The organism is Pseudomonas sp. GW822-FHT02G04 (genome assembly GCF_058802085.1).
This window is the reverse complement of record NZ_JBXANU010000014.1, coordinates 49,338-62,965: the sequence shown is the minus strand read 5'-3', so window position 1 is coordinate 62,965 and position 13,628 is coordinate 49,338. Positions and strand designations below refer to the sequence as shown.

Below are 13,628 nucleotides of genomic sequence, written 5' to 3'. Positions count from 1 at the left end.
TTCAGTATCTCAGTCATATCTGACATACTGTGAAAGAGTGGAAATGGAGCAAGATGTAGGAGATGCACGCCCCGTTTATTGTTAAGTAGGAAGTAACTGAATGACCTCAGAAGCTAGAAAATTGTCATGTCCAACTATTTCAGTTGTCGTTCCTGTATACCGTGCAGAGAATACATTGCGAGAGTTGTATCGTCGTATAGTTGTTGTGATGGAATCCATTGGGCTATCTTTCGAGTTGATTTTGGTCGAGGACTCGGGGGGCGACCAATCATGGCGAGTGATACAAGAGATCGCGATGGAGGATGGGAGGGTTCGGGGGGTTAAGTTTAGTCGAAACTTTGGCCAGCACGCTGCTACTATTTGTGGTTTTGCTGAGTCTAGAGGGGAGTGGGTTGTTACATTAGATGATGATTTGGAGCAAGCTCCTGAACATATACCGGCGCTATATGAAAGAGCACTAAAGGGTGCTGATTTGGTCTACGGAGTGTACTTGGAGCGCACCCATAGCAAGTGGCGAAATATAACTTCCGCCGTGGCTCGATGGTTGTTTAGTAAGGCCATCCCCTCATTGAATTACGCCTACACCAGCTATCGTGTGATTCGGGGCGATATTGCGCGAGCGTTAACACAGTTCGATTCTCCATATCCTTTTGTAGACGGCTATCTTTCCTGGCTGACTAATAATTATGCTGCAGTTTCAATTCCCCATGACTCGCGTGCTCACGGCACCAGTAACTACACATTAAAAAAACTTGTGACGCATACTATAAATATATTCGTGACCTTTTCTGATTTGCCTCTTAGGATGGCAACATGGATCGGGTTTGCAGCATTCTTTATGGGAGTTGGTTGGTTGGCTATTATCTTCCTAAGCTTTCTAACGGGGAAGGTCACTGTTTCAGGATACGCCTCTATAATGGCTGGTATTCTAGCATTTGGAGGTGTACAGCTTTTGGTGTTAGGTGTTTTCGGCGAGTACTTGGGGCGTATCAACTTCAAATCTTCCAGAAAACCACTATATCTTGTAAGAGAGGCAACCGAAGAGCCGATGAGAGAGCGCTCTAATCAGGTGAGAAAAGATTAGTTGGGTATCGGTCTGTTTTAAAGAAGGCATAGCTCGTTAGCTACCAGGTTGCCTTATTTGAGCAGAGTTTAAGCTTGCAGGATGAATGTAGGGCGGTGAGTGATATGAAGATCGTGTATATGTGGGGCACAAATTACATTAATATACTAAGAGCGCATTCGGCGGATATAACTTCAGTACACGTACTCATGCCCGACAACGAACCTCATTTTCCTGCGGCTGCTCAGGAAGCTATTAGAGAGGTACTTGGGGAACGGGCGATCCAGGTATCGTATGATCAAGATGAAATCGCGAATACTCTTTTGCGACTCAATGCGGATGTTGTCATCTCAATGGGATGGCGACGAATTTTCGGGGCGACCCTGCTGAGTCAACTACAGGATCGTTTGCTTATCAATATTCATCCCGCCATTTTGCCGCAATACAAGGGCTATCACACAGAGCCCTATGTCATCATAAATGCGGAGAAGGAGCATGGTATTACTGCTCATCGTCTTACTCAAGGGTTGGATGATGGTGATATTTTGCATCAGTTAAAGTTCTCCATTTCGAGGTTTAGTACTACGGCCTCTATTAAAGCGCAAGCTTATGATCGGATGCCTGAGTTCATTGGTGAGTTACTTCCACTTATCGTCACGGGGAGGGTGCAAGAAATTCCACAGGACGCTTCTCTTACCAAAGTGGTTGCTCCCAAAAGAAGTCCCGCCGACTCCGAGGTTGATCCTAACGTATCATTGAGTGATCTTTACAATATAGTACGTGCGTGCGACTATGAAAATTATCCTGCCTTTTTTTATGTAGATGGACAGAAGGTTTTTATATCAATGCGTCGAGCAGATGATTCTCCTCGGGAGCACGACCTTGAACTCTAGTCCGTCCACAATGACAGCAGCGAGTGCACGCTTTATTTTCGAGCCGCGGGCAGCCACTGTGTTATTCAATATTCTCAATGCTTGCCCTGAGAGTGGACCTTTTTTATTGCCTGCAAATATCTGCCCGATTGTTCCTATGGTGTTGCATAAAGCAAAGCGTTCATTTGAATTTATTGATATATCACCGAAAACACTTTGCATGGATGATGATGCAATCATTCAGCGCTGGCTGAAACCTGACAAGCGACCAGCAGGTATCATCTATGTCAGGTCCTATGGCGCTATTTTTGATACCACTGCTATCTTTGCCAAAATAAAGTCTCTTTCGCCTCGTGCACTTATTATCGATGATAGATGCTTGTGTCCTCCCGATTTCAGTTGCTCACTATCGCCCAACACCGATGCACTGCTATATAGCACAGGTTATGCAAAATATGCCGATTTAGGCTTTGGTGGATTTGGCGTTCTCGATGTAAATCTTCCCTACATTAGTTCTAAATTACCTTTCTGCGCCATTGATCTGGAGGAGCTGGTTATAAGCTATAAGCAGTCTCTATTGGAACGGAAGCGTTTCTCCTACAAGGAGAGTGATTGGCTTGATACGACGACTCCCGATATATCCTGGGAGCATTATCGATCACTAGCCGAACAGGAATGTCGGCGCGTGTCGAGAATGAAGTATCTCATGAACTCTATTTATACTGCGAGGGTTGCACAGGAAGCTCAGATCCCTGAGGTATTTCAATCTTGGCGTTTCAATATTCTAGTTAACAATAGTATTGATGTGTTAGAAGCGATCAAGGGAGAGGGGCTTTTTGCCAGTAGTCATTACGAGTCTCTTGCGGGGCTATTTGGTCCTGGTCACGCACCAAATGCCGAAAAAATACATCGGCATATTATAAACTTATTTAATGATCGCTATTTTGATGTTGGGAAGGCAATTAGAATGACGGATTTGTTGGGTCGTCTGAAAGTATCGCGTTCAGGAAGTCTTTTTAAATGAAGACGGTCGTTGTCTTGCAATCAAATTATATTCCATGGAAAGGCTATTTTGATCTGATTCATGAGGCCGATCTGTTTGTTTTTTATGATGACCTTCAATATACAAAAAACGACTGGCGCAATCGTAATAGAATAAAAACGCTACAGGGAAGTGAATGGCTCACCATTCCTGTTGGTGGAAGTACTGATCGGCTCATGTGTGATGTGGAAATTAAAAGTTCAATTTGGCAAGCAAAACACTGGAAAACTATAGAGCAAAACTATGCTAAAGCCCCTTACTTTACACGGTATAGGGAGTTGTTCAGAGATGTTTATATCGGGCGACAATGGTCGAATCTGTCCGAACTAAACCAATATCTGATTTGCATGATCTCTAAGGATATACTCAATATTTCTACTGAGTTTAAAGATTCTCGTGATTATGATCTCTCAGGAAAAAAGCTCGATAGACTTTTGGATTTGGTTACTAAAGTAGGGGCTAGTAGGTATATATCCGGACCGGCAGCAAAAGATTATATTGATCCGCTATGTTTTTCTGCTGTAGATATTGAGCTCGTCTGGAAGGACTATACGGGATATCCGGAATATCCCCAGCGGTTTCAACCATTTGAGCATGGGGTGTCAATATTGGACTTGCTATTTAATGTCGGTCCCGATGCTGCTTGGTATATATGGGGGTGGCGTGACGCAGGCCGCTGACTTGCACCGGCTTGGATGGATAAACGATTTCGTTCATGAAGAGAATATTTTTAGTGTCAGATATACTACGCAGGGAAATAATGGGTGATACAATTCCGCTTGACGCGCTCTGTGAGTCTGACGTTAAGGTTGTAAGCGGCAGTGATGGATTGTGTAGAGCTCCGTTTTTGTCATGAGAACTAAAGAGTGTCGGCCAGTGTCTATTAATTTTTTTCAGATTTTTAAATATGTTGGCGTTGGTATGCTAGTTAATGGGGCAGGATATGCCCTTTTCCTGATTTTTCTTCTAATAGGTTTGGAGTATAAGATATCGGCATCGATTACCTATTTTTTTGGTTGTATTGTAAGTTTTCTTCTTAATAGAAGGCTTGTTTTTGAAAGTGCTGTTTCGCTGCAGTCTGGCTTTCTTAGGCTTTTTTTTATGTTACTTGCTGGGTATTTTTTAAATATATTGCTGCTCTATATTGGCGTTGATTTTTTAAATTGTGCAGCGAGTGTGGTTCAGTTGGTTTCGATTGTATGTGTTTCGATATTTTTCTATTTGGTGAACAAATTCTTTGTTCATGTAGGGGCATAATTTATGAAGCCGCTTATTAGTAGTAGACGAGTTGTGATTTTTTTATACTCCACGTTTAGTTATTGTATCTCGCTGCTTTGGATGCTGCTTGATGTTCTACCTCATTTTATAAGGAATTTGTTTTTTAAAGTCGCGTTCAAGCGTTTTGGCAGAGGTGGTCTGCTCGATTACCGTTGTTTTGTCAGATACCCTTGGCGCGTATCGATTGGGAATAATGTTGATATTAATCGGGGCTGTGAACTCTACTCTTCGATGCAAACCTCTGGCGGGGTCATTACGCTTGAAGATAATGTGGTCCTGGGGCCTGGGGTGATCATTTTTTCATCCACGCACGATTACAAGATGCTGGATCTTCCGGATATATCCGCGCCGGTGAAGATTTGCCGCTATGTATGGGTTGGGGGGAAAACCATCATTTTACCTGGGGTAATCATTGGTGAGGGGGCTGTTATTGGCGCAGGCTCTGTGGTAACCCGAAGCATTCCTCCATATTGTGTCGCTGTCGGCAATCCGGCAAAGGTAATTAAACAAAGGCTGATTGAAGGACGCCACCCTCTCAGTTGACGCTTAGTATGTTAAATGATTGATCCTTTTTGTGTGTTTTTTTGAGCTCTGTTGAGTGTGTTTTATCGTCACATTAAAAGGCTGTTGACGCGAAGTCATACCTACCAAATTGGAGTGTAAAAATGAGTACTGAGAAAATATTCTTCAATCGACCATTTATGACAGGTAAAGAGCTTTATTATATTGCGGAAGCAAAATTTGAGAACATGTTAGCCGGTGATGGGGCTTTCACTAAACGCTGCCATCACTGGATTGAAGAAAGTACAGGTTGTGATACCGCGCTTCTTACTCACTCTTGTACGGCGGCGCTCGAAATGGCCGCACTGTTACTGGATATTCAGCCAGGTGATGAAGTAATTTTACCTTCCTATACCTTCGTATCGACAGCAAATGCTTTTGTATTACGAGGCGCGGTCCCAGTATTTGTGGATATTCGTAAGGATACCTTAAATCTGGATGAAAAACTGATCGAAGCGGCTATTACTCCTCGAACCAAAGCCATTATTCCAGTTCACTATGCTGGAGTGGCCTGTGATATGGACACGATTATGCATATCGCTAGAGAACATAACCTTAAAGTTGTGGAAGATGCTGCGCAGGGGGTGATGTCAACCTATAAGGGCCGCGCGCTGGGAAGTATAGGCGACCTTGGTGCATTTAGTTTCCATGAGACGAAAAATGTGATTTCAGGGGAGGGGGGGGCACTTCTGGTGAATGATCCGCAGCTTTCGCTTAGAGCCGAAATTATTCGTGAGAAAGGCACTAATCGAAGTCGTTTCTTTCGAGGTGAAGTCGATAAGTATACATGGCAGGAAGTTGGTTCGTCTTTTTTGCCAGGGGAATTGATCGCTGCATTTCTTTGGGCTCAGCTAGAAGAAGCACAGGCCATTACTAATCGTCGTTTGGCGGCTTGGGATTATTACCATGCAGCCTTGCTTCCTCTCGAAGAGAAGGGGCTATTGCGTCGTCCCATAGTGCCTGATGATTGTCAGCATAATGCGCATATGTATTATGTATTATTGGCACCTGAAATTGATAGGCAAGCTGTTTTGAATGTATTAAAACAGAATGAAATTTTTGCCGTATTTCATTATATTCCACTTCACTCGTCACCTGCCGGACAACGCTACGGCAGAGTTCATGGCTCTATGAATGTTACCGATACTCTGTCTGAGTGTCTTTTGCGCTTACCTCTTTGGGTCGGACTTACACCGGGCCAGCAAGACCGAATTATAGATGTCCTGACTGACGCGGTTATTGATCGACCTGTATAGAGGAGTTCGCGGTGCTCAATGCCTGGAATTGTGACTGCGGGTTAATCCGTCGCGTCGTAAGTGCTCCATAATAAGCCCCACATTCAAAGTCACGACTTGATCCCCGATGCTGTGCTCCCGATTCCGTTCTGGAGCCAGCACCTCATGATGCGTCCCGACGCAAAAGTCGAAAAAATCTATCTCTACCCCAAACTCCTCGATTTCCGAAAATCCATCGATGGCCTCGCTGCCCTTCTGCTGCCATGGAGCTGCACGCCAGAGTTGCCAAGGTAATCATCAAACCCGATTCTTAAAATGTGGGGTTCGTGGATCGCTTACAGTAGAGCGAGCCCTGGCCAACGTTAGGAGTCAGGGCTCACATTTTATTGCGGCCGTTTGAGTGTGCTCAGCAATTCCATATTCTTGAAGGCGTTCATCAATGGTTGGACTGTATACCTGTCAAAAATCAGCGAAAACAAAACGCCACTAATAATATAAAGCGGCCAAGTGTGAACAGTATCAAACTGATAGAACTGACTGATTACATCAGATGGCTTTATAACGCCGAAGGCGCAGAGCGACGCATTGATTAGGAAAAAACCGAATATGTGGTGCAGCACTATAGGTAATGAATTTTTTCCAATGTATCCGAGCACCACGCTAAATGATTTATTTCTGGCCGCGATATCAGATAATCCGTAAAAAAAAGCTATCGCCAGAACACTGCTGATAACCGGAAGATACGTGGCTTGGTATTTGGAAACCTGCATCCAGAAATCTAAATTCCCCGCAGATGCCCATAGTTGCTGTTGAGCTGTATAAAGCGCAGCCAGAACAAAAATATTGCTTAAGAATCGCTGGATATTATATTTTGCAACAATGGAGCCAAGATAAAAAAAGAACAAGGCGAATGCAAAGCGATAATAAATGATCTTGTCCAGCTGGACGTCATTTTGTTCGTACATATCTACGCTGTAAGCCACAGCCGCAAATGCAGTTGCCATGTATGCCGCAAGAAACGAAATTGACACCAAACCTTCTCTTCTGCTCTTTATCAGAGAGGCCAATCGCGCATGAATCAATGAAAAATAGAGTTTTACAAAAAACAAACAAGGTATAAACCAGTAGGCGGCTGTGAAGCTATACGCTCCACTAGTTGTAAATTGATTGATGAATATTAACTCCAGGCTGAAAGGTTGAGCAAAAGCGATGAATCCAAGATTGGTTATAATCCAGCAAATGCAGGCATAGAATATATAAAATGCCGTAGAATACAAAAGAAGTGATTTGGTGTTTTTAACTACAGTAGAGAGAGCACCATCAATCTTGCTGTCCGAGAAAAAAAGACCGGAAATAAAAAAGAACAAAGGCATATGAAAGGAATACGGTGCAAAAACATATAGCGAAGAGCCGCTACTTGCATGCCCAGAGACAACTAGAAGTATCCCTATGCCGCGTAAAACGTCAACGCTCAAATTCCTTTCTTTCACTGCTATTCTCACTTGGTATCTGATGGTTTTGTCGCCGCTACCGACACCAATAGATCCCGATGATAGGCTATGGTTCCAGTCCATAGGAGCCTATCTCACAAGAGCAGAAGAGCAGAAGAGCACTTGAGCACATCGGCAAGCACTATTTAGGAGCGAGAACCTGCCAGGCTTGCAGAATCAGGGGTGGCCCTAATCAGGCCGATCAACGATTCACTTCTCTGACGTAAGCCTGGCATGCGGCCAACCTCCCTATCTCTTTCAGAGGCCCACAGCCGTGGTGCATCCGACTTTGGCGTTAAGAAGCATCCCGAGTCGCTGGCTTCAGGGATAAAGGAGCACAGCACCGGACATAAAGGGGGACGCCATAGAATGAGTGGTGGAGAGCGCTGACAGTGCAGTTGTGGCGTTGATAGCTTATATTTACGCCCTGCTAAGGCCTGTAGGTTTAGAGAAAGTACGTTGGAGACCAGGTATGTCCAGCGTTAATTTAATATTTCGATAGTTTTTGGGAACGATTCCCGTTTGTTTCTCATTGCAGCTACAGGTCTTTGAGCGGGATCAAACCTCATCGGTTGAGACTTATGGATAAATTACGCACCATTTTGCTGAATCTGCCTCGTCGGCAGAAGCGATTGATACAAATCGCCACGGATATCTTTTTGGTATGGGTCTCGCTATGGCTTGCCTTCATCGTTCGCCTTGGCGTGGACGATATGTACAACCCTTTGAGGGCCCATTTCTGGCTATTCCTCAGCGCGCCGGTTGTAGCCATCCCGCTCTTCATCCGCTTTGGCATGTACCGTGCCGTCATGCGCTATTTCGGCAATGATGCGCTGATCGCTATCGTCAAGGCAGTCAGCCTGTCATCGCTGATTCTGGCGGTTGTGGTCTATTGGTACAGCAACCACCAGACTGTCGTCCCCCGTTCCATCATCTTCAACTACTGGTGGCTAAGCCTCGTCATCATCGGCGGCCTGCGCCTGTGCATGCGTCAATACTTCATGGGCGACTGGTTCACCGCCGCCCAGCACGTACCGTTCGCCAGCCGCGACGACGGCCTCACCAAAGTCGCCATTTATGGCGCAGGCGTGGCAGGCAATCAGTTGGTTGCTGCGTTACGCATGGGCCGGGTGATGCGCCCGGTGGCATTCATCGACGACGACTCCAGCATCGCCGATCGCTCTATTTCCGGCCTCCAGGTCTACAAACCCAAACACATCCAGCAGATGATCGACGTCACCGGCGCACAGGAAATTCTCCTGGCGCTGCCGTCATCCACCCGCGCACGACGCAGGGAAATTCTCAATCTGCTGGAGGCCTATCCCCTCCATGTGCGTAGCGTCCCGAACTTCACCGATCTGGCCAGTGGTCGGGTCAAGGTTGAAGACATCCAGGAAGTGGATATCGCAGACTTGCTGGGCCGTGATGCCGTGCCAGCCCAAGGCGATTTGCTCGAGCGCTGTATCAAAGGCAAGACAGTGATGGTCACTGGTGCCGGCGGTTCGATCGGTGCGGAGCTTTGCCGGCAGATTTTCTCCCTTGGCCCGACCACGCTTCTGCTGTTTGAGCACAGTGAGTTCAACCTCTACAGCATCCTGTCGGAATTGGAGCAGCGCGCTAGCCGTGAGTCGGTCGCGGTTAAATTGCTGCCCATCCTTGGTTCCATCCGTCACCCGCACAAACTGCTCGATGTGATGAGGACCTGGGGGGTGGACACCGTCTACCATGCCGCTGCTTACAAGCATGTGCCAATGGTCGAGCACAACATCGCCGAGGGCGTGCTGAATAACGTTATCGGAACCCTGAATACGGCTCAGGCTGCGTTGCAGTCGGGGGTCGCCAACTTCGTGCTGATCTCCACCGACAAGGCCGTACGTCCGACCAACATCATGGGCAGTACCAAGCGCTTGGCGGAGCTGACGCTTCAAGCCCTGAGTCGTGAGATTGCGCCTGTGCTGTTCGGCGATAAAGCCAATGTATCTCGCGTCAACAAGACCCGTTTCACCATGGTGCGTTTCGGTAATGTACTGGGGTCTTCCGGTTCGGTGATCCCGCTGTTCCACAGCCAGATCAAATCCGGCGGCCCGCTGACCGTCACACATCCGAAAATCACCCGCTACTTCATGACGATCCCCGAAGCCGCGCAATTGGTGATCCAGGCCGGCTCCATGGGGCAGGGCGGCGATGTGTTCGTGCTGGACATGGGCGAGCCGGTAAGGATCGTCGAACTGGCGGAGAAGATGATCCACTTGTCCGGCTTGAGCATCCGTTCCGAGCGAAATCCCCAGGGCGATATTTCGATCGAGTTTACGGGCCTGCGTCCGGGAGAGAAGCTCTACGAAGAGTTGCTGATCGGCGATAACGTTGCCGCGACGCCACATCCGATGATCATGACTGCCAACGAAGACCATTTGCCCTGGGACGTGCTCAAGGGGCGTTTGACCGAGTTGCTGCTTGCCGTCGAACAGGATGATTACTCCCGCGTCCGTCAACTCCTGCGCGAAACGGTCAGCGGCTACACCCCCGACGGGGAGATCGTCGACTGGATCCACCAGCAACGCCGTCTCGAACCCTGATTGTTTCACATCCTGTAACGGACACACTTTTGACAGCTCCATCACATCGCCTAAGTTTGGGAGGCAGCTTCGGAAAAGCTGCTTCTTCCAATCGATGTCATGGAGCTTCATTTATGCGTACTGGCTATTTCTACTCTCTGGTTTTTGCCCTGCTCACCAGCGCCTCTATTGCGGCCATCGCTGCGCCGACGGCTGCGCCAGAGGCTGCCAAGGCACCGTTGATGCTGGACGTTGCCGCCAAGGCGCAAACCGCCAAGGTCGATCTGAATGGGGCCGATGCGCCAACACTGCAACGGGAGTTGTCCGGGATTGGTGAGGCGAAGGCCAAGGCGATTGTTGCTTATCGTGAGAGTAATGGGCCATTTTCGTCGGTAGACGAACTGCTGGAAGTGAAAGGGATCGGCAAAGCCATTCTGGACAAGAATCGCGAGAAGCTGGAAGTGAACTAAGCTTGTAAATCCACACTAGGAGGCCGGTCATTGACCGGCCTTTTTGCTTATTGCTGCAGAGGGCTATCCGGGGCCTTTCATCGGGATGCAAAAAATTATGGCTATCATATATAGGTAAAATTATGCCTATAATAAATTCGCCATTCGCTGAAGCGCTCTGACGCTGACGCGATCGCCTCCCCTTAAGCATCCTCCCAGGAGCACTGTCATGAATTCTGTCCAGACCCAAGGTACGGCCCTTGTCACCGGCGCTTCTTCCGGCATCGGTGCGGTTTACGCGCAACGGTTGGCAGCGCGTGGTTTTGATTTATTGCTGGTAGCCCGTGATCAGCAACGGCTGGAGGCTGCTGCGAGCAAATTGCGCGCGGAGCATGGTGTTCAGGTCGAGGTGCTCAAGGCGGATCTGACGTAAAAGGATGATGTGCTGAAGCTTGAACAACGGCTGCGCAGCGACTCGAGCATCAGCCTGTTGTTGAACAACGCCGGTATCGCGGCGGATGGTTTGTTGGCCAACGCCGACATGGATCAGATGGAGCGTTTGATTCAACTGAACGTCACCACGGTGACGCGGCTGGCCTCGGCGGCGGCAGCCAGTTTTGCCAAGGCCGGTCGCGGGACGATTATTAACATTGCGTCGGTGGTGGCGTTGTTTCCTGAACGGTTCAACGCGACGTACAGCGCGAGCAAGGCTTATGTGTTGAGCCTGACTCAGTCGTTGAACGCTGAGCTGCAGGGCACCGGTGTCCAGGTGCAAGCGGTGTTGCCGGGCGTAACACGCACCGAGATCTGGGAGCGCTCCGGCATTGATGCGACCCAGATTCCGGAGGAGATGGTTATGGAAGCGGGGGAAATGGTCGACGCGGCGTTGTCGGGTCTGGATCAGAGTGAACTGGTCACCATTCCTTCGTTACCGAATGTCTCCGAGTGGGAGGCCTTCGTGGCGGCGCGTTATGTGATGGCGCCGAATCTTTCCAGAAGCACGGCCGCGGCGCGTTACAAGTGAGCGCCCATGAGTCGACTGAGGTATTTGCGCTATGAGTAATCGTCGAGTGGTGGTCACGGGCATGGGCCTGGTGTCTCCGTTGGGTAGCGGTGTCGAAGCGGTTTGGGCGCGTCTGTTGGCCGGGCGCTCCGGGTTGCGGACGTTGCCGGATGAGGTGGTTGCCGGTCTGTCGACCACGGTCGGTGGCGCGGTGCCGACCTTGGCGGAAGATCCCGAGGCGGGTTTTGACCCGGATCGGGCGACGCCGCCCAAAGAGCAGAAAAAGATGGACCGCTTCATTCTGTTCGCCATGGAGGCGGCGCGTCAGGCACTGGAACAGGCCGGTTGGCAAGCGCTGGACGCCAATGCCCAGGAGCGCACGGCCACCATTATCGGCTCGGGCGTGGGTGGTTTCGGCGCGATTGCCGAGGCGGTGCGCACCACCGACAGCCGTGGTCCGCGACGTTTGTCGCCGTTCACCATACCTTCGTTTCTGGTCAACCTCGCGGCGGGCCATGTGTCGATTCAGCACGGTTTCAAGGGCCCTCTGGGGGCGCCGGTAACGGCGTGTGCGGCCGGGGTTCAGGCGATTGGTGACGCGGCGCGGCTGATTCGCTGTGGCGAGGCGGATATTGCAGTGTGCGGTGGCGCGGAGGCGGCGATCGATCGCGTCAGCCTCGCCGGGTTCGCCGCGGCGCGGGCCTTGTCCAGCGGTTACAACGACACCCCGGAGCGCGCCTCGCGGCCGTTCGACAGTGGTCGCGATGGCTTTGTCATGGGCGAGGGTTCGGGCCTGCTGGTGATCGAATCCCTGGAACATGCCCTGGCACGCGGTGCTCAGCCGTTGGCCGAGCTGGTCGGTTACGGCACCAGCGCCGACGCCTATCACCTGACCGCAGGGCCTGAAGATGGCAGTGGTGCACGACGGGCGATGTCGTTGGCGTTGGCTCAGGCGGGTATTTCTCCGGCGCAGGTGCAGCATCTCAATGCTCATGCGACTTCGACGCCGGTTGGCGATCTTGGGGAGTTGGCGGCCATCAAGTCGCTGTTCGGCTCGGACAACAAGATAGCGGTAACGTCGACCAAATCAGCCACCGGGCATCTGCTCGGTGCGGCTGGCGGGATCGAGGCGATCTTTACGCTGCTGGCACTCCGCGATCAGGTGGTGCCGGCCACGCTCAACTTCGATAATCCGGATCCGGCGGCGCAAGGGGTGGACATCGTCCATGGCCAGGCACGGCCAATGACCATCGACTACGCGATGTCCAACGGCTTTGGATTTGGCGGGGTGAACGCCAGCGTGTTGTTCAAATACTGGGAGGACTAGTTCACGACAGGCAGGTGATGGCACGAATAGTGATTACTCATTCGCAGACGATTGTTGAACAATCACGAGGCGTTGAGTATGAGCAGCGGACTGTCCCTGGCCGACCACATCACATTGGAATTGCGCGCTGACATTATCGGCGGTCGTTTGCTGCCCGGCATGGCGCTGGTGGAAAACGATCTGGTGTCGGCCTACAACGCTTCGCGCAACACCATTCGCGAGGCGTTGCACCGTCTGGGGCAGGAAGGGCTGACCCGTTATGTCCGCAACAAGGGCGTGATGGTGCGCAGGCTGGGTGTCGATGATGTGCGTGATCTGTTCAAGGTCCGGCGCACCCTGGAACTGCAAGTCATCAGCGCCAGCCAGCCATTGCGTGAGTATCAATCCGACCGGATGCTCGAAGCCCTGGAGGCCACCGAACTGGCTCGGGAGCGCGAGGACTGGCGCGCCGTCGGCACCCACAGCCTGGCCTTTCATCAACACATCGTCGGGTTGCTGCGCAGCCCATTGTTCGACGAGTTTTTCACCAACGTCGTCGCGCAACTGCGCCTGGTGTTTTGCACCGCTCCCGATGAATCACGTTTTCAGGCGCCCTGGCTGGCGCGTGACCGGCAGATACATGACTTGCTGGCCGACGGCGACAAGCGCGCGGCCGGCGACGCCATGAGCCTTTATCTCGACGACTCCGAACACCTCCTGTTGCAGATGCTTACCCCTTCTCCCCAACACTGATCGAGGATTTTGTGCCATGTA

Annotated in this window: 12 protein-coding genes and 1 pseudogene; 12 read left to right on the top strand and 1 reads right to left on the bottom strand. The window is 50.3% G+C overall.

Annotated features, from left to right (window positions below):
• Positions 1-100: 100 nt before the first annotated feature.
• The 7 genes from AC1RO5_RS18245 (at position 101) to rffA (ending at position 6,072) form a co-directional block, all read left to right on the top strand.
• The gene (locus tag AC1RO5_RS18245; RefSeq protein WP_493176732.1) at positions 101-1,084 is read left to right on the top strand and encodes a glycosyltransferase family 2 protein; all 984 of its coding nucleotides are present in this window, start codon (positions 101-103) and stop codon (positions 1,082-1,084) included.
• A 104-nt stretch (positions 1,085-1,188) separates the two neighbouring features.
• Positions 1,189-1,956, top strand: a complete 768-nt coding sequence (locus AC1RO5_RS18240) for a methionyl-tRNA formyltransferase (protein WP_493176730.1) — start codon at positions 1,189-1,191, stop codon at positions 1,954-1,956.
• Positions 1,946-2,959: a hypothetical protein gene (locus tag AC1RO5_RS18235; RefSeq protein ID WP_493176729.1), complete on the top strand. Its 1,014-nt coding sequence runs from the start codon at positions 1,946-1,948 to the stop codon at positions 2,957-2,959. Before AC1RO5_RS18240 ends, AC1RO5_RS18235 begins: the two co-directional genes overlap by 11 nt.
• A complete protein-coding gene (locus AC1RO5_RS18230) occupies positions 2,956-3,657 on the top strand; it encodes a WbqC family protein (protein WP_493176728.1) in 702 nt (233 codons plus the stop codon). The genes AC1RO5_RS18235 and AC1RO5_RS18230 overlap by 4 nt, the downstream gene beginning before the upstream one ends.
• Positions 3,658-3,853: 196 nt before the next feature.
• Entirely contained in the window at positions 3,854-4,234 is a 381-nt protein-coding gene (locus tag AC1RO5_RS18225) for a GtrA family protein (RefSeq protein ID WP_493176726.1), read from the top strand.
• A 3-nt stretch (positions 4,235-4,237) separates the two neighbouring features.
• Complete coding sequence (locus AC1RO5_RS18220; protein ID WP_493176724.1) at positions 4,238-4,798, top strand: acyltransferase; 561 nt, start codon at positions 4,238-4,240, stop codon at positions 4,796-4,798.
• Between the two features lie 122 nt (positions 4,799-4,920).
• The gene (rffA, locus tag AC1RO5_RS18215) at positions 4,921-6,072 is read left to right on the top strand and encodes a dTDP-4-amino-4,6-dideoxygalactose transaminase (protein WP_493176722.1); all 1,152 of its coding nucleotides are present in this window, start codon (positions 4,921-4,923) and stop codon (positions 6,070-6,072) included.
• Between the two features lie 362 nt (positions 6,073-6,434).
• On the opposite strand, the gene AC1RO5_RS18210 is transcribed toward rffA, so the two are convergent.
• Positions 6,435-7,625: an acyltransferase family protein gene (locus AC1RO5_RS18210; RefSeq protein ID WP_493176721.1), complete on the bottom strand. Its 1,191-nt coding sequence runs from the start codon at positions 7,623-7,625 to the stop codon at positions 6,435-6,437.
• Between the two features lie 497 nt (positions 7,626-8,122).
• On the opposite strand from AC1RO5_RS18210, the gene AC1RO5_RS18205 reads away from it, so the two are divergent.
• The 5 genes and pseudogenes from AC1RO5_RS18205 to AC1RO5_RS18185 all read left to right on the top strand — a co-directional run bounded on the left by AC1RO5_RS18205 (position 8,123) and on the right by AC1RO5_RS18185 (position 13,607).
• Complete coding sequence (locus AC1RO5_RS18205) at positions 8,123-10,117, top strand: polysaccharide biosynthesis protein (protein ID WP_493176720.1); 1,995 nt, start codon at positions 8,123-8,125, stop codon at positions 10,115-10,117.
• A 113-nt stretch (positions 10,118-10,230) separates the two neighbouring features.
• Positions 10,231-10,566: a ComEA family DNA-binding protein gene (locus AC1RO5_RS18200; protein ID WP_007939956.1), complete on the top strand. Its 336-nt coding sequence runs from the start codon at positions 10,231-10,233 to the stop codon at positions 10,564-10,566.
• Between the two features lie 208 nt (positions 10,567-10,774).
• Positions 10,775-11,569: pseudogene (locus tag AC1RO5_RS18195) on the top strand (SDR family NAD(P)-dependent oxidoreductase).
• Positions 11,570-11,600: 31 nt separating this feature from the next.
• Positions 11,601-12,875, top strand: a complete 1,275-nt coding sequence (gene fabF, locus AC1RO5_RS18190; RefSeq protein ID WP_493176718.1) for a beta-ketoacyl-ACP synthase II — start codon at positions 11,601-11,603, stop codon at positions 12,873-12,875.
• Between the two features lie 78 nt (positions 12,876-12,953).
• Complete coding sequence (locus AC1RO5_RS18185) at positions 12,954-13,607, top strand: GntR family transcriptional regulator (protein ID WP_493176716.1); 654 nt, start codon at positions 12,954-12,956, stop codon at positions 13,605-13,607.
• Positions 13,608-13,628: the final 21 nt, after the last annotated feature.

Excerpts from the sequence above, each read along its gene's own strand:
- AC1RO5_RS18205 (WP_493176720.1), top strand. The coding sequence starts at position 8,123 with ATGGATAAATTACGCACCATTTTGCTGAATCTGCCTCGTCGGCAGAAG.
- AC1RO5_RS18220 (WP_493176724.1), top strand. The coding sequence starts at position 4,238 with ATGAAGCCGCTTATTAGTAGTAGACGAGTTGTGATTTTTTTATACTCC.
- AC1RO5_RS18210 (WP_493176721.1), bottom strand. The coding sequence starts at position 7,625 with ATGGACTGGAACCATAGCCTATCATCGGGATCTATTGGTGTCGGTAGC.
- AC1RO5_RS18240 (WP_493176730.1), top strand. The coding sequence starts at position 1,189 with ATGAAGATCGTGTATATGTGGGGCACAAATTACATTAATATACTAAGA.
- rffA (WP_493176722.1), top strand. The coding sequence starts at position 4,921 with ATGAGTACTGAGAAAATATTCTTCAATCGACCATTTATGACAGGTAAA.
- AC1RO5_RS18245 (WP_493176732.1), top strand. The coding sequence starts at position 101 with ATGACCTCAGAAGCTAGAAAATTGTCATGTCCAACTATTTCAGTTGTC.
- AC1RO5_RS18200 (WP_007939956.1), top strand. The coding sequence starts at position 10,231 with ATGCGTACTGGCTATTTCTACTCTCTGGTTTTTGCCCTGCTCACCAGC.
- AC1RO5_RS18230 (WP_493176728.1), top strand. The coding sequence starts at position 2,956 with ATGAAGACGGTCGTTGTCTTGCAATCAAATTATATTCCATGGAAAGGC.
- AC1RO5_RS18185 (WP_493176716.1), top strand. The coding sequence starts at position 12,954 with ATGAGCAGCGGACTGTCCCTGGCCGACCACATCACATTGGAATTGCGC.
- fabF (WP_493176718.1), top strand. The coding sequence starts at position 11,601 with ATGAGTAATCGTCGAGTGGTGGTCACGGGCATGGGCCTGGTGTCTCCG.